This window comes from Brevibacterium sp. (genome assembly GCF_031179145.1).
Classification (GTDB): domain Bacteria; phylum Actinomycetota; class Actinomycetes; order Actinomycetales; family Brevibacteriaceae; genus Brevibacterium.
On record NZ_JAPSIB010000002.1, the window covers coordinates 22,242 to 42,946 of the forward strand.

Here is a 20,705-nt window from a genome sequence, read left to right on the forward strand (position 1 = left end):
CTCCAATCAGCGCTTCTTGCCGGTCCGGCGACGGCGCACGATGTACTTGTCGCTCTCTTTCTTCGGCCGGCGTGTGCGGCCTTCTGGCTGACCCCACGGGCTGACTGGGTGACGACCACCCGAAGTACGGCCCTCGCCACCGCCGTGCGGGTGGTCGATCGGGTTCATCACGACACCGCGGACGGTTGGGCGCTTGCCCTTCCAACGCATGCGGCCTGCTTTGCCCCAGTTGATGTTCGACTGCTCGGCATTGCCGACCTCGCCGACGGTTGCGCGGCAGCGAGCATCGACGTTCCGGATCTCTCCGGACGGCATGCGCAGCTGAGCGAAGCGGCCGTACTTCGCCACGAGCTGCACGGACGAACCGGCAGAACGAGCGATCTTGGCACCGCCACCGGGACGCAGCTCTACAGCGTGCACCACGGTACCGACTGGGATGTTGCGCAGGGCAAGGTTGTTGCCCGGCTTGATGTCTGCACCCGGTCCGGCTTCCACCTGAGCGCCCTGCTCCAGTTTGTGCGGGGCGATGATGTAGCGCTTCTCTCCGTCTGCATAGTGCAGCAGAGCGATCCGCGCGGTGCGGTTCGGGTCGTATTCGATGTGAGCGACCTTCGCCGGAACACCGTCTTTGTCATGCCGACGGAAGTCGATGACACGGTACTGACGTTTGTGACCGCCGCCCTGGTGGCGAGTGGTCACGCGGCCCTGGTTGTTGCGGCCACCGCGCTTGGGCAGTGGACGCAGAAGCGACTTCTCCGGTGTAGACCGGGTCACTTCGACGAAGTCGGCGACAGACGAGCCACGGCGGCCCGGAGTCGTCGGCTTGTGCTTACGGATTCCCATGAGTCTTGTCCTTCTTTGACGAAGGATCGCTTAGAGCGATCCACCGAAGATGTCGATCGATCCGTCCTTGAGGGCGACAATGGCACGCTTGGTGTCCTTGCGCTTTCCCCAACCGGTGCGGGTGCGACGGCGCTTGCCCTGACGATTCAGGGTGTTGACCTTGGCAACCTGCACACCGAAGATCGATTCAATGGCATTCTTGATCTCGGTCTTGTTCGACCTCTGATCGACGATGAAGGTGTACTTCCCCTCGTCCATCAGGGTGTAGGTCTTCTCCGAGACGACCGGTGCGATGATGATATCGCGCGGGTCCTTGAGGTTGAGACTCATGATGCGTCCTCCGATACGCTACGTCCGCCCAGGAACGTCTGCAGTGCTGCTTCGGTGAACACGATGTCATCGGCGATCAGCACATCATAGGTGTTGAGCTGGTCGGAGGTGAGCACGTGAACGTGAGGCAGGTTGCGAACGCTCAAGTAGGTGAGCTCGTCGTCACGGTCGATCACCACGAGGGTGTTCTTGCGGTCCGACAGGCCGGCCAGAGCAAGCTTCGCCTGCTTGGTCGACGGCGCATCACCGGTGACCAGGTTCTTCACAACGAACACCTGGTTGAGGCGTGCACGGTCCGAGAGAGCGCCGCGCAGAGCGGCTGCCTTCATCTTCTTGGGGGTCCGCTGCGAGTAGTCGCGCGGGACCGGTCCGTGCACGATGCCGCCGCCGTTGTACTGAGGAGCGCGGATCGAACCCTGACGGGCGTTGCCGGTTCCCTTCTGACGGTAGGGCTTGCGACCGCCACCGCGCACTTCCGAGCGGGTCTTGGTCTTATGGGTGCCCTGGCGAGCGGCTGCGAGCTGAGCCACCACAACCTGGTGGATCAGCGGCACGTTGGTCTGCACGCCGAAGATCTCGGCGGGCAGCTCAGCGGTGCCGGTCTTGGCGCCAGTGGCATCGACGACGTCGACTGTCTGTACATCAGTCATATCGTTCAGGCCTCCTTCGCGGCCGAGCGAACGAGAACGACTGCACCCTTGGGGCCGGGAACGGCACCCTTGATGAGCAGGAAGTTGTTCTCGGTGTCCACGGCGTGGATCGTGAGGTTCTGGGTGGTGTGCTTGACCGCACCCATGCGACCGGCCATGCGCATGCCCTTGAAGACACGGCCTGGGGTTGCTGCTCCACCGATAGAACCGGGCTTGCGGTGGTTGCGGTGGGCACCGTGGGAGGCACCGACGCCGGAGAAGCCGTGACGCTTCATGACACCGGCGGTTCCCTTGCCCTTGGTCTTCGCGGTCACATCGACCTTGATCCCGGCGTCGAACGTGTCGACTCCGAGTTCCTGGCCCAGCGCGTAGTCGGCTGCGTCTGCGGTGCGCAGTTCGACGAGGTGACGGCGTGGGGTCACACCGGCCTTCTCGAAGTGGCCTGCAGTCGGCTTGTTGACCTTGCGCGGGTCGATCTCGCCGTAGGCGATCTGCACAGCGGGGTAACCATCGGTTTCCTCGTTGCGGATCTGAGTCACGACATTGTTTCCGGTGGCCACAACGGTCACCGGCACGAGCTTGTTCTGCTCATCCCAGACCTGGGTCATCCCCAGTTTGGTTCCCAGAAGGCCTTTGACCTTGCGGGTGGTCGGGAGAGCGGAGGAACGGTTATTCGCCATCTTTCCCTCTCCCTTAGAGCTTGATCTCGATGTTGACGTCGTCAGCGAGGTCGAGACGCATGAGCGAATCGACAGCCTTCGGCGTCGGATCGACGATGTCGATCAGACGCTTGTGCGTGCGCATCTCGAAGTGCTCACGGCTGTCCTTGTACTTGTGCGGCGAACGGATGACGCAGTACACGTTCTTCTCCGTTGGCAACGGCACGGGGCCCACAACAGTCGCACCTGCGCGAGTGACGGTGTCCACGATCTTGCGCGCGGCACTGTCAATCACAGCGTGGTCGTACGACTTGAGCCGAATGCGGATCTTCTGTCCCGCCATGGCGTCGTCTCTTTCTTTAGTTCCTTCCGGCCATCAACTTCCAACCGTGGCGGTTGGTGTCTGTGCCGGCTGACCATGACCGACCCCCGAGGTCGGGCGTGTCGGCATTTTCCGGAAAACGAATTCTTGCGAATCATCTTCCGCGCCGACGGCGCTGCTACTCATTGGCTGCTCGGTCCGAACCCGCGTCAGGGCAGATTCATCGATCCGATAGTGTTTCGAGCTGTTCGCGGTGTCTCCACCGCAGTGCAGGGGTCAACGCTCAAAACGCAACTTCACTATCTTGTCACATACCATTCTCGCCGCGCAATTCCGGGCATCGGACTTGTGAGCGATGTCATAACGGTCGCGGACGCGAAAGAGCCCCGGTCCAGATGGACCGGGGCTCTTTAGCGGCAATCAGTCAGACCATGTGGTCCGGCGGACTGTCGGATTCAGATCATTCGACGATCTTGGTCACTCGACCGGCGCCGACGGTGCGTCCACCTTCGCGGATGGCGAAGCGGAGGCCCTCTTCCATGGCGATCGGCTGGATGAGCTCGACCGACATGTCGGTGTTGTCGCCGGGCATGACCATCTCGGTGCCCTCAGGCAGCGTGATGACGCCGGTGACGTCCGTGGTGCGGAAGTAGAACTGCGGACGGTAGTTCGAGTAGAACGGGTTGTGGCGTCCACCCTCGTCCTTGCTCAGGATGTAGACCTGACCTTCGAACTTGGTGTGAGGGGTGATCGAACCCGGCTTCACGATGACCTGACCGCGCTCCACGTCTTCGCGCTTGGTTCCGCGCAGCAGCAGACCGACGTTCTCACCTGCACGTGCGTCAGGCAGGGTCTTGCGGAACATCTCGATCGCCGTGACGGTGGTCTTCGAGGAGGTCGGCTTGATGCCGACGATCTCGATTTCCTCGTTCGGCAGGAGCACACCGCGCTCCACACGACCGGTGACGACGGTTCCACGACCGGTGATCGTGAAGACGTCTTCCACAGGCATGAGGAAGGGCTTGTCGACGTCGCGCTCCGGCTCCGGAACGAATTCGTCGACCTGGTTCATGAGCTCTTCAACGGTGGAAACCCACTTCTCGTCGCCTTCCAGCGCCTTGAGAGCGGAGACCTGGACAACAGGAGCGTTGTCGCCGTCGAAGTCCTGGCTCGAGAGCAGGTCGCGAACCTCGAATTCGACGAGCTCGAGGAGCTCTTCGTCTTCGACCATGTCGGACTTGTTCAGAGCCACGACGATGTAGGGCACGCCAACCTGACGAGCGAGCAGCACGTGCTCACGGGTCTGCGGCATCGGACCGTCGGTGGCGGCAACCACGAGGATCGCGCCGTCCATCTGAGCAGCACCGGTGATCATGTTCTTGATGTAGTCGGCGTGACCAGGTGCATCGACGTGAGCGTAGTGACGCTTCTCGGTCTGGTACTCAACGTGCGAGACGTTGATGGTGATGCCGCGCTCCTTCTCTTCAGGTGCGTTGTCCACCTGGTCGAAGGCGCGAGCTTCGTTGAGATCTGGGTACTTGTCCGCCAGGACCTTGGTGATCGCGGCGGTCAAGGTGGTCTTTCCGTGGTCAACGTGGCCAATGGTACCAATGTTGACGTGCGGCTTAGTCCTATCGAAACTAGCCTTTGCCACTGGGTTCCTCCTCGTGGTTGGCAAAAGATATGCGGTTCATATCTTAGACCTTTGTTGGTTTTCTTTCATACACGGTGGGGAGGTTCTCCTCACCGCGGACAGATCGGGGACCGGAGATTACTCTCCGCCACGCATCTTCTGGACGATCTCGTCGGCGACTGCCTTCGGGACCTCCGCATAGCTGGAGAACTGCATCGAGTACACCGCACGTCCCTGGGTCTTCGACCGCAGATCTCCGATGTAGCCGAACATCTCCGACAGCGGGACCAGAGCCCGGATGACCTTCACACCGGAAGCGTCGTCCATGGACTGCATCTGGCCACGCCGGGAATTCAGGTCGCCGATGACGTCACCCATGTATTCCTCAGGGGTGCGCACCTCGACGTCCATGACTGGTTCCAGCAGAACCGGGTTCGCCTTCCGCACGGCCTCTTTCAAGACCATCGATCCGGCGATCTTGAATGCCATCTCCGAGGAGTCGACATCGTGGTAGGCACCATCGACCAGAGTGGCCTTGATCCCGACCAGCGGGTAGCCGGCGAGGACACCGAGCTGCATGGCGTCCTGGATGCCGGCGTCGACGCTCGGAATGTACTCACGGGGCACGCGGCCTCCGGTGACGGCATTCTCGAACTCGTAAACTGTATCGCCTTCGACCGCGAGAGGCTCGATGGTGACCTGGACCTTCGCGAACTGGCCCGACCCACCCGTCTGCTTCTTGTGGGTGTAGTCGTACTTCTCGACCTTGCGGCGAATCGTCTCACGGTAGGCCACCTGGGGCTTGCCGATGTTCGCCTCGACCTTGAACTCACGCTTCATGCGATCGACGAGGATGTCGAGATGCAGCTCACCCATGCCGCCGATTTCCGTCTGTCCGGTCTCCTCATTGCGGTTGACCGAGAACGTCGGGTCCTCTTTGGCGAGCTTCTGAATGGCCAGCGACAGCTTCTCCTGGTCGCTCTTCGTCTTCGGTTCGATGGCGACGAAGATCACCGGGTCCGGGAAGGACATCGACTCGAGGACGATGGGCTGGTTGATGTCGCACAAGGTGTCACCGGTAGTGGTGTCCTTGAGGCCGATGAACGCGTAGATGTGTCCCGCGATGGCCTCTTCTACCGGGTTCTCCTTGTTGGAGTGCATCTGGAACAGCTTGCCGATGCGCTCCTTCTTGCCCGAGGTGGTGTTGAGCACCTGAGCACCGGAGTCGACCCGACCGGAATAGACGCGGACATAGGTCAGCGAACCGTAGAACGGGTGCGCAGCCACCTTGAACGCGAGAGCCGAGAACGGCTCCTCGACGTTCGGCTTGCGGGTCATCTCCTCGTCCTCGTTGTTCAGCGCGTGGCCGATCATCGGCGGCACGTCGAGAGGCGAGGGGAGGTAGTCGATGACGGCGTTGAGCATGGGCTGGACGCCCTTGTTCTTGAACGCCGAGCCGCACATGACCGGGAAGGCCTGGGAGTTGACGACGAGGGACCGGATACCGGTCTTGAGCTCGTCGACCGAGAGCTCTTCGCCCTCGAGGTACTTCTCCATCAGCTCTTCGGTGGCCTCGGCCACATCTTCGACGAGCTGGGTCCGGTACTCTTCGGCTCTGTCCTTGAGATCCGCAGGGATCTCGATCTCGGTCATGTCCTGACCCTTCTTGGACTCGTCCGGCCAGATGTAGGCCTTCATCTCAAGCAGGTCGACGATACCCTGGAACTCGGACTCGGCACCGATCGGCAGCTGGATGACCAGCGGCTTGGCTCCGAGGCGGTCCTTGATGGTCTGCACGGTGTAGTAGAAGTCCGCACCGAGCTTGTCCATCTTGTTGACGAAGCACACGCGCGGGACGTTGTACTTGTCCGCCTGGCGCCACACCGTCTCGGACTGCGGCTCAACGCCTTCCTTGCCATCGAACACGGCGACGGCGCCGTCGAGGACGCGCAGCGAGCGCTCGACCTCGACGGTGAAGTCGACGTGACCGGGAGTGTCGATGATGTTGATCTGGTTGTCGTGCCAGTAGCAGGTGGTGGCAGCCGAGGTGATCGTGATGCCGCGCTCCTGCTCCTGCTCCATCCAGTCCATCGTCGAGGCACCGTCGTGGGTCTCGCCGAGCTTGTAGTTCACACCGGTGTAGAAGAGGATGCGTTCGGTCGTGGTTGTCTTACCGGCATCGATGTGGGCCATGATGCCGATGTTGCGGACCTTTTTCAGGTCGGTGAGCACGTCAAGTGCCACGGTGTCTCTCTCTCAATCGATGACTTGATCGACTCCCCCGCCCCGCAGACCGATCGAAGGATTCCGTTCTGTCTGCGGAGGCGGGGGCGGCGATTACCAGCGGTAGTGGGCGAAGGCCTTGTTGGACTCGGCCATCTTGTGGGTGTCCTCGCGGCGCTTGACAGCGGCGCCGAGGCCGTTGCTCGCGTCGAGGATCTCATTCATGAGGCGCTCGGTCATCGTCTTCTCGCGCCGCTGACGCGAGTATCCGACGAGCCAGCGCAGAGCCAGCGTGGTCGAACGAGCGGGACGGACATCGACCGGAACCTGGTAGGTCGCGCCGCCGACACGGCGGGAGCGGACCTCGAGCGACGGACGGATGTTGTCCAGAGCCTTCTTCAGGTTGGCAACGGGATCGTTGCCGTTCTTCTCCCGGGTGCCTTCGAGGGCGCCGTAGACGATGCGCTCTGCGGTCGAACGCTTGCCGTCGAGCAGGATCTTGTTGATCAGCTGCGTGACGAGCGGCGAGTTGAAGACCGGGTCGACGACGATGGGTCGCTTGGGTGCAGGACCTTTACGTGGCATTACTTCTTCTCCCTCTTCGCACCGTAGTGGCTGCGTCCCTGCTGACGGCCCTTGACACCCTGGGTGTCGAGCGAGCCGCGCACGATCCGGTAGCGCACACCTGGCAGATCCTTGACGCGGCCGCCGCGCACGAGCACGATCGAGTGCTCCTGCAGGTTGTGACCTTCGCCGGGGATGTATGCGGTCACTTCGATCTGGCTCGAGAGCTTGACACGAGCGACCTTGCGAAGAGCCGAGTTCGGCTTCTTGGGGGTGGTGGTGTAGACACGGGTGCACACGCCACGACGCTGCGGGCTCCCCTTCAGGGCAGGACTGTTCGATCCTGCGGATTTGTTATGCCGCCCTTTGCGGACGAGCTGCTGGATTGTCGGCACTAAGCGTTCTCCATCTGCTTCTCGATAAACCTAATTCCCACATCCGGCCACGGCGGTTGCCGTGTTTGTGAACCGTGGGACATATCCGACTGAACACCGGGTGAAGCTCGACTCCCGATGCCAGTAACCGTGCGACGCCACGTGACCCGCGGTCGGGAGTGTCGCAAAGCCACACGTACCCGAGCCCGTCTCATCGCACGGCCTACTGGGAAGAACTCACACAGTGATTCCGGGCCTCACAAAACACCCGGCGCGATCGTCCGACCTCGTAGATAACACAATCAGTCGCATCTCAGATTATCGCGGCCGCGTGCATCTGGTCAAAGCGGACGAGGTCGAGTGCGATCAAGGACACGTCTCTCCCATTGAGATCAGGGACCGTTTCCTTGACTGATTCAAAACAAGCCGTCAAGCTGGTGATGTGTCAGAGGAAGAACAGAAGCGCGCCGAGGACTGTTCCGCAGCCTTGCGGAACAGTTCGCTGCGCGTGACCAAACAGCGGGTCGCGGTTCTGCAGGCGGTGGACACTCACCCGCATGCAGACACCGAGACTGTCATCCGCGCAGTGCGGGAGGACCTCCCCGAGGTCTCCCACCAGGCCGTGTATGACTCGCTCCACGCCCTCACCGAGGTGGGACTCGTCCGATGCATCCAACCGTCGGGTTCGTTGGCTCGCTATGAACGGCGAGTCGGCGACAACCATCACCACCTCGTGTGTCGATCGTGCAACCTCATCGTCGATGTCGACTGCACGATCGGGCGGGCGCCGTGCCTGACCCCTTCACATGATCACGGATTCATCGTCGAACAGGCTGAGGTGACGTTCTGGGGACTGTGTTCCGACTGTGCCGTCGACACACCGGAGCAGGAGCGCGAGCGCTCCGAATCCTCCTCTGCAGCTTGATACGGCCGTCGTCTGCCCGGCGCTGCCGACCATGCCGTTGACATCATCCGAGCCCGAGCACGGGCTCGACAGCGAAAGGAACACAATGACCGATACCACAATCACGGGCGGCTGCCCGGTTGTCCACGGCGCGGGAGCCAATGCACCACAGGAGGCCCCCGCAGGCCTGGTCAATCCTGTGCAGGGCGACGCCAACTCCCACTGGTGGCCCAACCGCCTCAACCTCAAGATCCTGGCCAAGAACCAGCCCGCCGGCGATCCCATGGATCCTGACTTCGACTACGACGCCGAATTCAGCGAACTCGACTACTTCGCCCTCAAGGCCGACCTCGAAGAGCTGCAGGAGAACAGCCTTGACTGGTGGCCGGCAGACTTCGGCCACTACGGCCCCTTCATGATCCGCATGGCCTGGCACTCCGCCGGCACGTACCGCGTCATGGACGGACGCGGCGGCGGCAGCGAGGGCCAGCAGCGCTTCGCGCCGCTGAACTCGTGGCCCGACAACGTCGGCCTCGACAAGGCTCGCCGTCTGCTGTGGCCGGTGAAGAAGAAGTACGGCAAGAAGATCTCCTGGGCCGACCTCTTCATCCTCGCCGGAAACGTCGCTCTCGAGTCCATGGGCTTCGAGACGTTCGGCTTCGCCGGCGGCCGCAAGGACGTCTGGGAGCCGGACAACGACGTCTACTGGGGCTCGGAGACCGAGTGGCTGGCCACCGACAAGCGCTTCTCGGGCGAACGTGAGCTCCAGAAGCCGCTGGCTGCGACCCACATGGGCCTCATCTACGTCAACCCCGAGGGCCCCGAGGGCGAGCCGGACCCGGTCAAGTCGGCCCACGACATCCGCGAGACCTTCGGACGTATGGCGATGAACGACGAAGAGACCGTCGCCCTCATCGCCGGCGGTCACACCTTCGGCAAGACCCACGGTGCGGGACCGGAGTCTCACAAGGGAGCCGACCCCGAGGGTGCTGCGATCGAGGATCAGGGCCTGGGCTGGAAGTCCGCCTTCGGCACCGGTCACGGAAACGACACCATCGGCAGCGGCATCGAAGTCACCTGGACCTACCACCCGACCCGCTGGGACAACGAGTTCTTCCACATCCTCTTCGCCTACGAGTGGGAGGTCTTCGAGAACGACGGCGGTCACCTGCAGTGGCGTCCGGTCGACGGCGGCGGCGACGACATGGTGCCGATGGCCCACGGTGAGGGCCGGCGTGAGCCTCGCATGCTCACCACCGACCTCGCACTGCGCTTCGACCCCGCCTACGAGAAGATCTCGCGTCGTTTCAAGGACGACCAGAAGGCCTTCGAAGACGCATTCGCCCGCGCCTGGTTCAAGCTCACCCACCGTGACATGGGACCGGCCACGCGCTACCTCGGCCCCGAGGCTCCGAGCGAGGAGCTCCTCTGGCAGGATCCGGTTCCGGCCGGCACTCCGCTCTCGGCCGATCAGCTCGAGGCCGTCAAGGCAGCTGTGCGCGAATCGGGCCTGAGCGTCTCCCAGCTGGTCAAGACCACCTGGGCGGCGGCCTCGTCGCACCGCGTCTCCGACCTGCGCGGTGGAGTCAACGGCGGACGTCTGCGCCTCGAGCCGCAGCGCAGCTGGGAAGCCAACGAACCGACCCAGCTGGCCCATGTCATCGAGGTGTTGGAGAGCATTGCGGAGCAGACCGGGGCGTCCTTCGCCGATGTCGTCGCGATCGCCGGCGCCGTTGGCGTCGAGACCGCCGCCCAGGCTGCCGGCGTGAACATCACCGTTCCGGTCACCACCGGTCGTGGAGATGCCACCCAGGAGCAGACGGACGTCGACTCGTTCTCCTACCTGGAGCCGCTGCATGACGGTTTCCGCAACTACCTGACGGACGGTCTGCCGCTCAAGGCCGAGTTCCTGCTGCTCGACCGCGCCAACCTCCTCGGTCTCACCGCACCGGAGATGACCGTGCTCCTCGGCGGCCTTCGCGTCCTCGGGGCCAACTTCGAGGACTCGGATCACGGTGTGCTCACCGACCGCCCGGGCGTGCTGACGAACGACTTCTTCGTCAACCTGCTCGAGCTCGGCAACACCTGGAAGCCCGTTGGGGAATCCGAGACCGCTACCGTCTTCGAGTGCTACTCCCCCGAGGGTGAGAAGCTGTGGACGGGAACCCGCTTCGACCTGCTCTTCGGCGCCAACTCCGAATTGCGGGCCCTCGTCGAGGTGTACGGCTCCGACGATGCCAAGGAGAAGTTCGTGAAGGACTTCGTCAAGGCCTGGACGAAGGTCGTCGAGGCGGACCGCTTCGACCTCGATCGCGCCCCGGCCAGCCAGCGCAAGCAGCCTGTGCTCGTGAACTGAACAGCGCACTGATCTCCTCTGATCCGATCTGATCTGATCCGAGCGTCTGAAAGGGCCGTGTTCCGCCGATTGCGGTGGGACACGGCCCTTCGGCATGTCCCTCCACCTCTCCTCCGGACCGGACTCCGCGCAGTCGCCAAGTCGCCTTTCGGGTGGCCCCCGTTACACTGTTGGCATGCCCCAATCCGAACTGCCTCCCCCACCGAGAATCCGGGCTGCCGACCGGGATCGCGACGCCGTTCTCGGCGTCATCACGGATGCCGTGAGCAATGGGCGATTGGACCCCGAGGAGACGGCCGAGCGGCAGGACGCTGCCATCGCCGCGAAGTTCCTCGACGAACTGATGCCGCTCATCGAGGACCTCCCCGAAGGCCACGATCTCTACAGCACGCTGCAGCTCCAATCCGGGATCGCCCCCTCCGGTGAGATCAGCCCGCGAGCCCAGCGGGGACCGGCTCCCCTCTCCCCCATCGCCCCTCCCGGGTCCTCGAACCCCGTCAACTCCCTGGCAGTCCTCTCCGGCCGCGAAGTCGATGTTCCAGCAGGCACCGCCGAGGTGACCACCTACGCTCTCATGGGCGGCGACGACATCGACCTATGCGAGGTGATGGGACCCGGCGTCACGCTGACGGTCACATCCTTCGCGATGTGGGCCGGACACACCATCTACGTCCCGCCAGGGGTGAGGATCCGGGACGAGACGATCAACCTCCTCGCCGGCAACGAGGTCAAGCGCGATGCCCGCGGCGACGGGTCGAACGGAACCCTCGTCCTCAAGGGCTTCTCCCTCATGGCCGGCCACGACGTCCGACTGGCCAAAGGCTACCGACCGAAAGATCAGAGGTCTCTTCATTGAGAATCGGTGTTCTCACATCCGGCGGCGACTGCCCCGGACTCAACGCTGTCATCCGCGGAATCGTCCGCAAGGGCATTCTCGCGCATCACTCATCGTTCGTCGGGATCCGCGACGGCTGGCGAGGTCTGCTCGAGGACGACGTCTTCGAGATGTCGATGCTCGACGTCCGGGGACTGTCGGGTCGCGGCGGCACGATCCTCGGCACCTCCCGGACCCACCCCTATGAGGGAGGTGGGCCCGGGCAGATGCGCGAGGTGATCGCCCGGCACGAGCTCGATGCGATCATCGCGATCGGCGGTGAGGGAACGCTCTCCGGTGCCGCGCGGCTCGTCCACGACGAGGGACTGCCCATCATCGGTGTGCCGAAGACGATCGACAACGACCTCGATGCCACCGACTATACATTCGGCTTCGACACAGCACAGTCGATCGCCACGGAGGCCATCGATCGGCTCCGCACGACGGCGGAGTCCCATCACCGCTGCATGGTCATCGAGGTGATGGGTCGCAATGTCGGCTGGATCGCGCTGCATGCCGGGATGGCTGCCGGGGCGCACGCCATCCTGATGCCCGAGTTCCCCGTCAGCTTCGAGCAGATCGGGGACTGGGTGACCTCGGCCCGCGACCGCGGCCGTGCCCCGATCGTCGTCGTCGCCGAGGGGTTCATCCCCGAGGGCCTCGACGAGCAGGTCGCCGACAACGGTCTCGACAGCAGGGGCCGGACTCGCCTCGGTGGGATCGCGAACTACTTGGCGCCGCGGATCGAGGAGGTCACGGGGATCGAGTCCCGGGCCACGATCCTCGGCCACCTGCAGCGCGGTGGCTCTCCCACCGCCTACGACAGGGTGCTGTCGACGCGTTTCGGGATGGCTGCGGCCGATCTCGCCGTCGAGCGCCGGTGGGGCACGATGGCGAGCCTCAAGGGCACGGACATCGTCGCTGTGGAGATGACGGATGCGGTCCACAGCATCAAATACGTTCCCGCTTCCCGATGGGACGAGGCGAGAGTCCTCTTCGGCTAGGCACTGGGGGTTCGTCGGCGGCGGCGTCAGCGTCAGCGTCGGGGACGGCGGCGGCGTCAGCGTTGGGTAGGACGGCGGTTTCGGCGGCCGAAATTGCGCTGAGAAATGCATTCTGCAGGAAGAAGTTCCGCAGCCGCACATTCCGGGCGGATAACGTCGATTCTCCAACAACAAGTTCTTGCAGAAATGACGTCTTCGAACCGAACCCAACGGAACCAAACCCGTCCGGCGCGCCAGTCCGCCAACGCGCAGGATGTGGAAACGCCGCAACACGCGGCAGGATGTGGAAGCGCCGCAACACGCGGCAAGACGTGGAAACGCCACAGCATGTGGAAACGCCGCGGGGCACCCACCAGATGGTGAGTGCCCCGCGGCGTCTGTCTGTGCCGGTCGGCTCAGCGCCGGCCGATCGGCTCAGCGCCTGCCGATCAGCTCAGCTTCAGTTGAAGGCTCCGTAGTCGTAGTCTTCCAGCGGAATGGCCGAACCGGAATCGTTGCCGATGCCGGCGTAGAAGTCGCCATAGCTGTTGGTGAACATCTCCGCCTTTGCCTCCTCCGTCGGCTCCACAACGATGTTGCGGTGCGTCTGGAGGCCGGTGCCGGCCGGGATCAGCTTACCGAGGATGACGTTCTCCTTCAGACCCAGCAGCGTGTCCGACTTGCCTTCCATCGCCGCCTCGGTGAGGACGCGGGTCGTCTCCTGGAAGGAGGCGGCCGACAGCCACGACTCGGTGGCCAGCGAGGCCTTCGTGATGCCCATCAGCTCGTCACGAGCAGACGCGGGCTGGCCGCCTTCGGCGACCACCCGACGGTTCTCCGCCTGGTAGCGTCCACGGTCGACCAGCTCGCCCGGCAGCAGCGTCGTGTCGCCGGATTCGATCACGGTGACGCGGCGCAGCATCTGCCGCACGATGACCTCGATGTGCTTGTCGTGGATACCCACACCCTGCGAGCGGTACACCTTCTGCACCTGCTCGACGAGGAAGCGCTCCGCCTCGCGGCGGCCACGGATCCGCAGCACCTGCTTCGGGTCGACGGCGCCGACGACGAGCTGGTCACCGGCCTTGACGTTCTGACCGTCCTCGACGAGGAGGCGGGCACGCTTGGACACTGCGTGCTCGATCTCCTCGCTGCCGTCGTCCGGGGTGATGATGACGAAGCGGGTCTTGCGGCTGTCGTCGACCTTGACCCGACCCGTCGCCTCGGCGATGGGAGCGAAGCCCTTCGGCGTCCGGGCTTCGAAGAGCTCGGTCACACGCGGCAGACCCTGGGTGATGTCACCCGAGGACGCAGCCACACCACCGGTGTGGAAGGTACGCATGGTCAGCTGGGTACCCGGCTCACCGATCGACTGGGCGGCGACGGTTCCGATCGCCTCACCGATGTCGACGAGCTTTCCGGTGGCCATCGACCGGCCGTAGTGCATGGCCGAGATCTGGACGTCCGAGTCCGCGGTCAGGACCGAGTGGACCTTGAGCTCGGTGATGCCCGCAGCCACCAGCTTGTCGATGGTGTCGCCGATGACGTCGGTCTTCGCCGGAACGATGACGTTGCCGTCGGCGTCGGTGACGTCGGAGACGGTGAGCCGACCGTAGAGGCTGGTCTCGACGAACTCGTGCGGAACCAGGTTGCCCTCGTGATCGCGCTCGGCCACGGGCAGGGTGATGCCCTTGTTCGAGTCGGTCTCCGCGGTGCGGACGATGACGTCCTGGGACACGTCGACGAGTCGACGGGTCAGGTAACCGGAGTCAGCGGTACGCAGAGCCGTGTCGGCGAGACCCTTACGGGCACCGTGCGAAGCGATGAAGTACTCCAGCACCGACAGACCTTCGCGGTAGTTCGAGGTGATCGGACGCGGGATGATCTCACCCTTCGGGTTCGTCACCAGTCCGCGCATACCCGCGAGCTGACGGACCTGCATCCAGTTACCGGAGGCACCGGACTCGACCAGACGCAGGACCGAGTTCTCCTCCGGGAAGTTCGTCCGCATGACCTCGTCGACCTTCTCGGTCGTCTCGGTCCACAGCTTGACCAGCTCGTTGCGGCGTTCGTCGTCGGTGAGCGCACCGAGTTCGTACTGCTGCTGCACCTTGGTGTCGAGCGCCTCGGCGTGGTCGATGATCTCCGTCTTGGCCTCCGGGGAGACGACGTCGGACATGGCAACCGTGATGCCGGAGCGAGTCGCCCAGTAGAAGCCGTTGGACTTGAAGTTGTCCAGGGTGTGGGCGACCTCGACCTTGGGGTATTCCTCGGCGAGGTGGTTGACGATCCGGCTCAGCGCCTTCTTGTCGACCGTCGAGTTGATGAAGACGTAGTCCTCGGGCAGGAAGTCGTTGAACAGCGCCCGGCCCAGGGTGGTCTGCACGTCGAGCGGGTCGCCGGCCTCCCAGCCCTCAGGCACCTCGAGTTCGTCGCCGGGGACGACGTTCTCGAGACGGATCGTGATGACCGAACCGAGGTCGAGCTCTCCGCGGTCGAAGGCCATGATGGCTTCGCCGAGTCCGGAGAAGGCGCGGCCTTCGCCGGCCAGTCCCTTGCGCTCCGAGGTGAGGTGGTAGAGGCCGATGATCATGTCCTGCGAAGGCATGGTCACGGGCTTGCCGTCGGAGGGCTTGAGGATGTTGTTTGCCGAGAGCATGAGGATGCGGGCCTCGGCCTGCGCCTCGGGGCTCAGCGGCAGGTGGACGGCCATCTGGTCACCGTCGAAGTCGGCGTTGAACGCCGAGCAGACGAGCGGGTGCAGCTGGATGGCCTTGCCCTCGATGAGCTGCGGCTCGAATGCCTGGATGCCCAGACGGTGCAGCGTCGGTGCACGGTTGAGCAGCACCGGATGTTCGGTGATGACCTCTTCGAGCACGTCCCACACCTGCGGGTGCTGACGTTCGACCATCCGCTTGGCCGACTTGATGTTCTGCGCGTGGTTGAGATCGACCAGGCGCTTCATCACGAAGGGCTTGAACAGCTCCAGGGCCATGGTCTTGGGCAGACCGCACTGGTGCAGGCTCAGCTGCGGTCCGACGACGATGACCGAACGGCCCGAGTAGTCGACGCGCTTACCGAGCAGGTTCTGCCGGAAGCGTCCCTGCTTGCCCTTGAGCATGTCGGACAGCGACTTGAGCGGGCGGTTGCCCGGCCCGGTCACGGGGCGGCCGCGACGACCGTTGTCGAACAGCGAGTCGACGGCTTCCTGCAGCATCCGCTTCTCGTTGTTGACGATGATCTCGGGGGCACCCAGGTCGAGCAGACGCTTGAGGCGGTTGTTGCGGTTGATCACACGACGGTAGAGGTCGTTGAGGTCCGAGGTCGCGAAGCGGCCACCGTCGAGCTGCACCATCGGGCGCAACTCCGGCGGGATCACCGGAACGACGTCGAGGACCATGCCCTCGGGGTTGTTGTCGGTGGTCATGAACGCATTGACGACCTTGAGGCGCTTGAGCGCACGGGTCTTGCGCTGCCCCTTGCCGGTCTGGATGAGCTCGCGCAGCTTCTCGGACTCGGCCTGGAGGTCGAAGTCGAGCAGGCGCTTCTGGATCGCCTCGGCGCCCATCGCACCCGTGAAGTAGAGGCCGAAGCGGTGGAACATCTCGCGGTACAGGCTCTCGTCGCCTTCGAGGTCGTTGACCTTGAGGTTCTTGAACCGGTCCCAGACCTGTTCCAGGCGCTCGATCTCACGATCGGCGTTGCGCCGCAGCTTCTCCATCTCCTTGTCGGCCTGGTCACGCAGCTTCTTCTTGGCCTGGGCGGTGCCGCCCTCGGCCTCGACTGCTGCCAGGTCCTCTTCGAGCTTCTTGGCCCGACGGTCGATGTCGGCATCCCGGCGCGAGCCGATCTGCTGCTTCTCGACGTCGATCTTGTTCTGCAGGCTCGGCAGATCCCGGTGGCGCGATTCCTCGTCCACCGAGGTGATCATGTAGGCCGCGAAGTAGATGACCTTCTCGAGGTCCTTCGGAGCCAGATCGAGCAGGTAGCCCAAACGCGAGGGAACGCCCTTGAAGTACCAGATGTGGGTGACCGGTGCGGCCAGTTCGATGTGGCCCATGCGCTCACGGCGCACCTTGGCCCGGGTCACCTCGACGCCGCAGCGCTCACAGATGATGCCCTTGAAGCGCACGCGCTTGTACTTGCCGCAGGCGCATTCCCAGTCGCGGGTGGGGCCGAAGATCTTCTCGCAGAAGAGTCCGTCCTTCTCCGGCTTCAGGGTTCGGTAGTTGATGGTCTCAGGCTTTTTCACCTCACCGTGTGACCAGCCGCGGATGTCATCCGCGGTGGCAAGACCGATACGCAGCTCATCAAAGAAATTGACGTCAGGCACGTAAATCCTCTTTCCTGGCGATGAACGAGAAGTTCATCAAAAAGTTGTGTCGGTTGAAGCGGAAGTCCTCAGACTTCTTCCACGGTCTGGGCTTCGCGGTGGGACAGGTCGATGCCGAGTTCCTCAGCGGCCCGGTAGACTTCGTCCTCCGAGTCGCGCATCTCGACCTGTCCTCCGTCCGAAGACAGAACTTCGACGTTGAGGCACAGGGACTGCATTTCCTTGATGAGGACCTTGAAGGATTCGGGGATTCCCGGATCGGGCAGGTTCTCACCCTTGACGATGGCTTCGTAGACCTTGACGCGGCCCGGAATGTCATCGGACTTGATCGTCAGCAGTTCCTGCAGCGTGTACGCCGCGCCGTAGGCCTCGAGGGCCCACACTTCCATTTCACCGAAGCGCTGACCACCGAACTGCGCCTTACCACCGAGCGGCTGCTGGGTGATCATCGAGTACGGTCCGGTCGAACGCGCGTGGATCTTGTCGTCGACGAGGTGGTGGAGCTTGAGCATGTACATGTAACCGACCGAGATCGGGTACGGGAACGGCTCACCGGAGCGACCGTCGAACAGCTGGGCCTTGCCCGAGGAGTCGATGAGTCGATCCCCATCGCGGTTCGGGTTCGTCGAATCCAGCAGTCCGCGCAGCTCCTGCTCGTGCGCACCGTCGAAGACCGGGGTCGCCAGGTTGGTGCCGGCTTCCGCTTCGCGAGCGAGCTCGGGAAGCTCTTCCGCCCACTCGGGGTTGCCCTCGATCTTCCAGCCCTGCTTGGAGACCCACCCGAGGTGGATCTCGAAGACCTGTCCGATGTTCATACGACGGGGAACACCGTGCGGGTTGAGGATGACGTCGACAGGGGTTCCGTCGGCGAGGAACGGCATGTCCTCGACCGGCAGGATGGTGGAGATGACACCCTTGTTGCCGTGTCGGCCGGCCATCTTGTCACCGATGGTGATCTTGCGTCGCTGGGCGACGTAGACGCGGACCATCTGGTTGACGCCGGGCGAGAGCTCGTCGTCGTCCTCGCGGTCGAAGACGCGCACACCGATGACGGTGCCGATCTCACCGTGGGGCACGCGCAGCGAGGTGTCGCGGACCTCACGGGACTTCTCACCGAAGATCGCCCGCAGCAGTCGCTCCTCCGGGGTCAGCTCGGTCTCACCCTTCGGGGTGACCTTGCCGACGAGGATGTCGCCGTCGGTGACCTCGGCGCCGATGCGGATGATGCCGCGATCGTCGAGGTCGGCCAATGCGTCCGGGGAGATGTTCGGGATGTCCCGGGTGATCTCCTCGGCGCCGAGCTTGGTGTCGCGGGCGTCGACCTCGTGCTCCTCGATGTGGATCGAGGACAGGACGTCGTCCTGGACCAGACGCTGGGAGAGGATGATCGCATCCTCGAAGTTGTAGCCTTCCCAGGACATGAACGCCACGAGGAGGTTCTTGCCCAGGGCCATCTCACCGTTCTGGGTCGAGGGCCCGTCGGCCAGCACCGCGCCGGTCTCGACGCGATCGCCTTCGTCGACGATGATCCGCTGGTTGTACGAGGTGCCGTGGTTCGAGCGCTTGAACTTCGCCGCCCGGTAGGTCTGCATCGTTCCGTCGTCGGCGAGCACGGTGACGTAGTCGGCGGACACCTCGGTGACGACACCGGCCTTCTCTGCCACGATCACGTCACCGGCGTCGACGGCGGCACGGTATTCCATGCCGGTGCCCACGACCGGGGACTCGGACATCACCAGAGGCACGGCCTGACGCTGCATGTTCGCACCCATGAGGGCGCGGTTGGCGTCGTCGTGCTCGAGGAACGGAATCAGAGCCGAGGCAACCGACACCATCTGACGTGCGGAGACGTCCATGAAGTCGATCTGGTCGCGGAGCACCAGCTCGGCTTCGCCGCCGCCGCCCTTGGGTCGGGCGAGGACTTCCTCCTCGGCGAAGCGCTGATCATCGGTCAACGGCGCGTTGGCCTGCGCGATGTTGTACTCGAGCTCGTCATCAGCGGTGAGGTATTCGGTCTCATCGGTGACGACTCCGTCGACGACCTTGCGGTACGGAGTCTCGATGAAGCCGAACGGGTTGATGCGGGCGTAGGAGGCCAGCGAACCGATGAGGCCGATGTTCGGGCCTTCAGGGGTTTCAATGGGGCACATACGACCGTAGTGCGAGGGGTGGACGTCGCGGACTTCCATCGCGGCGCGGTCACGGGAGAGACCTCCCGGTCCCAGCGCGGAGAGACGACGCTTGTGGGTCAGACCCGCGAGCGGGTTGTTCTGATCCATGAACTGGCTCAGCTGCGAGGTTCCGAAGAACTCCTTGATCGCGGCCACCACGGGGCGGATGTTGATCAGGGTCTGCGGGGTGATCGCCTCGACGTCCTGAGTGGTCATCCGCTCGCGGACGACGCGCTCCATGCGGGACAGACCGGTCCGGACCTGGTTCTCGATGAGCTCACCCACCGCGCGGATGCGGCGGTTGCCGAAGTGGTCGATGTCGTCGAGCTTGACCCGCAGATCGATCTTCTCGCCGTCGCGGACTCCGGGCATGGTCTCGTTGCCCGCGTGCAGGGAGACGAGGTAGCGGATGGTCGCGGCGACGTCATCGACGGACAGCACCGAGTCGCTCAGCGGCGCATCGACGCCGAGCTTGCGGTTGACCTTGTAGCGTCCGACCTTGGCCAGGTCGTAGCGCTTGGGGTTGAAGTACAGGTTGTTGAGCAGGTTGCGGGCCGCCTCAGCGGTCGCAGGCTCTGCCGGGCGCAGCTTCTTGTAGATGTCGAGCAGCGCTTCGTCCTGCGTGGAGACGGTGTCCTTGGCCATCGTCTCGCGGATGGATTCGAACTCGCCGAACTCCTCGAGGATCTTCGCCTCGGTCCAGCCCAGGGCCTTGAGCAGCACAGTCACGGACTGTTTGCGCTTGCGGTCGAGGCGCACACCGACCTGGTCGCGCTTGTCGACCTCGAACTCCAGCCAGGCACCACGGGAGGGGATGATCTTCGCGGTGAAGATGTCCTTGTCGGTGGTCTTGTCCACGCTGGACTCGAAGTAGGCGCCGGGCGATCGCACGAGCTGCGAGACGACGACACGCTCGGTGCCGTTGACGATGAAGGTGCCCTTGTCGGTCATCAGGGGGAAATCGCCCATGAAGACCGTCTGGCTCTTGATCTCACCGGTGTTGTTGTTCATGAATTCGGCGGTGACGTACAGCGGCGCCGAATAGGTCATGTCGCGCTCTTTGCACTCGTCGATCGAGTACTTGGGAGCTTCGAAGCGGTGCTCCCGGAACGACAGCGACATCGATCCGCTGAAGTCCTCGATCGGTGAGATCTCTTCGAAGATGTCCTCGAGGCCGGAGGTGGTGGCCACGGAATCGTCTCCGATTTCGATGGCTTCGGCCACGCGATCCTGCCACGCTTCTGAGCCGATCAGCCAATCGAAGCTATCAGTCTGCAGTCCGAGCAGATCGGGAACCTCGAGCGGTTCGCGAATCTTCGCGAAGGAGATTCTCTTGGGGGGGTTAGCGGTCCTGGTGTTATCGTTGGCGGCGGCCAATGGGATCCTTCCGAGTGCTTCACCATTAAACGCGTCGACTCCCCACCCGAAGGTCCACATCCGCTGGTGTGTCGGATTTCAACACTGGGCGACAACGTGGTTCACTTGA

15 protein-coding genes are annotated in these 20,705 nt (G+C 63.6%); 4 read left to right on the top strand and 11 right to left on the bottom strand.

Annotated elements, in window-relative coordinates:
* Nucleotides 1–6: 6 nt before the first annotated feature.
* The 9 genes from rplB to rpsL all read right to left on the bottom strand — a co-directional run bounded on the left by rplB (nt 7) and on the right by rpsL (nt 7,619).
* Nucleotides 7–843 (bottom strand): 50S ribosomal protein L2, encoded by an 837-nt coding sequence (rplB, locus tag RIT73_RS02095; RefSeq protein ID WP_309130397.1) that lies wholly within the window; start codon nt 841–843, stop codon nt 7–9.
* Nucleotides 844–873: 30 nt separating this feature from the next.
* Nucleotides 874–1,173 carry a 50S ribosomal protein L23 gene (gene rplW, locus RIT73_RS02100; RefSeq protein ID WP_309130398.1) on the bottom strand — a complete coding sequence of 100 codons (300 nt, stop codon included), beginning with the start codon at nt 1,171–1,173 and terminating at the stop codon, nt 874–876.
* On the bottom strand, nt 1,170–1,823 hold the full coding sequence (rplD, locus tag RIT73_RS02105; RefSeq protein WP_309130399.1) for a 50S ribosomal protein L4: 654 nt from the start codon (nt 1,821–1,823) through the stop codon (nt 1,170–1,172). Before rplD ends, rplW begins: the two co-directional genes overlap by 4 nt.
* Before the next feature lie 5 nt (nt 1,824–1,828).
* The gene (gene rplC / locus RIT73_RS02110) at nt 1,829–2,503 is read right to left on the bottom strand and encodes a 50S ribosomal protein L3 (RefSeq protein ID WP_309130400.1); all 675 of its coding nucleotides are present in this window, start codon (nt 2,501–2,503) and stop codon (nt 1,829–1,831) included.
* A 13-nt stretch (nt 2,504–2,516) separates the two neighbouring features.
* Nucleotides 2,517–2,825, bottom strand: a complete 309-nt coding sequence (gene rpsJ / locus RIT73_RS02115; protein ID WP_009379191.1) for a 30S ribosomal protein S10 — start codon at nt 2,823–2,825, stop codon at nt 2,517–2,519.
* Nucleotides 2,826–3,264: 439 nt separating this feature from the next.
* Nucleotides 3,265–4,458, bottom strand: a complete 1,194-nt coding sequence (gene tuf / locus RIT73_RS02120; RefSeq protein ID WP_309130401.1) for an elongation factor Tu — start codon at nt 4,456–4,458, stop codon at nt 3,265–3,267.
* 117 nt (nt 4,459–4,575) lie between these two features.
* Nucleotides 4,576–6,681: an elongation factor G gene (gene fusA / locus RIT73_RS02125; protein WP_309130402.1), complete on the bottom strand. Its 2,106-nt coding sequence runs from the start codon at nt 6,679–6,681 to the stop codon at nt 4,576–4,578.
* 93 nt (nt 6,682–6,774) lie between these two features.
* Nucleotides 6,775–7,245 carry a 30S ribosomal protein S7 gene (rpsG, locus tag RIT73_RS02130; RefSeq protein ID WP_113905428.1) on the bottom strand — a complete coding sequence of 157 codons (471 nt, stop codon included), beginning with the start codon at nt 7,243–7,245 and terminating at the stop codon, nt 6,775–6,777.
* On the bottom strand, nt 7,245–7,619 hold the full coding sequence (gene rpsL / locus RIT73_RS02135; protein WP_113905427.1) for a 30S ribosomal protein S12: 375 nt from the start codon (nt 7,617–7,619) through the stop codon (nt 7,245–7,247). The genes rpsG and rpsL overlap by 1 nt, the downstream gene beginning before the upstream one ends.
* Before the next feature lie 421 nt (nt 7,620–8,040).
* Here rpsL and RIT73_RS02140 point away from each other — a divergent pair, with 421 nt between their 5' ends.
* The 4 genes from RIT73_RS02140 to RIT73_RS02155 all read left to right on the top strand — a co-directional run bounded on the left by RIT73_RS02140 (nt 8,041) and on the right by RIT73_RS02155 (nt 12,736).
* Nucleotides 8,041–8,523 carry a Fur family transcriptional regulator gene (locus RIT73_RS02140; protein ID WP_309130403.1) on the top strand — a complete coding sequence of 161 codons (483 nt, stop codon included), beginning with the start codon at nt 8,041–8,043 and terminating at the stop codon, nt 8,521–8,523.
* A gap of 85 nt (nt 8,524–8,608) precedes the next feature.
* On the top strand, nt 8,609–10,858 hold the full coding sequence (katG, locus tag RIT73_RS02145) for a catalase/peroxidase HPI (protein WP_309130404.1): 2,250 nt from the start codon (nt 8,609–8,611) through the stop codon (nt 10,856–10,858).
* Nucleotides 10,859–11,033: 175 nt separating this feature from the next.
* A complete protein-coding gene (locus tag RIT73_RS02150; RefSeq protein WP_309130405.1) occupies nt 11,034–11,714 on the top strand; it encodes a DUF1707 domain-containing protein in 681 nt (226 codons plus the stop codon).
* Complete coding sequence (locus RIT73_RS02155; RefSeq protein ID WP_309130406.1) at nt 11,711–12,736, top strand: ATP-dependent 6-phosphofructokinase; 1,026 nt, start codon at nt 11,711–11,713, stop codon at nt 12,734–12,736. Before RIT73_RS02150 ends, RIT73_RS02155 begins: the two co-directional genes overlap by 4 nt.
* Before the next feature lie 439 nt (nt 12,737–13,175).
* On the opposite strand, the gene RIT73_RS02160 is transcribed toward RIT73_RS02155, so the two are convergent.
* Together RIT73_RS02160 and rpoB are read right to left on the bottom strand one after the other, a co-directional pair.
* Nucleotides 13,176–17,048: a DNA-directed RNA polymerase subunit beta' gene (locus RIT73_RS02160; RefSeq protein WP_309130407.1), complete on the bottom strand. Its 3,873-nt coding sequence runs from the start codon at nt 17,046–17,048 to the stop codon at nt 13,176–13,178.
* A 68-nt stretch (nt 17,049–17,116) separates the two neighbouring features.
* A complete protein-coding gene (gene rpoB / locus RIT73_RS02165; RefSeq protein WP_375294967.1) occupies nt 17,117–20,656 on the bottom strand; it encodes a DNA-directed RNA polymerase subunit beta in 3,540 nt (1,179 codons plus the stop codon).
* Between the last annotated feature and the right edge of the window lie 49 nt (nt 20,657–20,705).

What these genes read in the sequence shown, in the direction of transcription:
- rplC (WP_309130400.1), bottom strand. Translation starts at nt 2,503, where the DNA reads ATGGCGAATAACCGTTCCTCCGCTCTCCCGACCACCCGCAAGGTCAAA.
- RIT73_RS02150 (WP_309130405.1), top strand. Translation starts at nt 11,034, where the DNA reads ATGCCCCAATCCGAACTGCCTCCCCCACCGAGAATCCGGGCTGCCGAC.
- rplB (WP_309130397.1), bottom strand. Translation starts at nt 843, where the DNA reads ATGGGAATCCGTAAGCACAAGCCGACGACTCCGGGCCGCCGTGGCTCG.
- rpsG (WP_113905428.1), bottom strand. Translation starts at nt 7,245, where the DNA reads ATGCCACGTAAAGGTCCTGCACCCAAGCGACCCATCGTCGTCGACCCG.
- rplD (WP_309130399.1), bottom strand. Translation starts at nt 1,823, where the DNA reads ATGACTGATGTACAGACAGTCGACGTCGTCGATGCCACTGGCGCCAAG.
- rpsJ (WP_009379191.1), bottom strand. Translation starts at nt 2,825, where the DNA reads ATGGCGGGACAGAAGATCCGCATTCGGCTCAAGTCGTACGACCACGCT.
- rplW (WP_309130398.1), bottom strand. Translation starts at nt 1,173, where the DNA reads ATGAGTCTCAACCTCAAGGACCCGCGCGATATCATCATCGCACCGGTC.
- katG (WP_309130404.1), top strand. Translation starts at nt 8,609, where the DNA reads ATGACCGATACCACAATCACGGGCGGCTGCCCGGTTGTCCACGGCGCG.
- rpoB (WP_375294967.1), bottom strand. Translation starts at nt 20,656, where the DNA reads ATGTGGACCTTCGGGTGGGGAGTCGACGCGTTTAATGGTGAAGCACTC.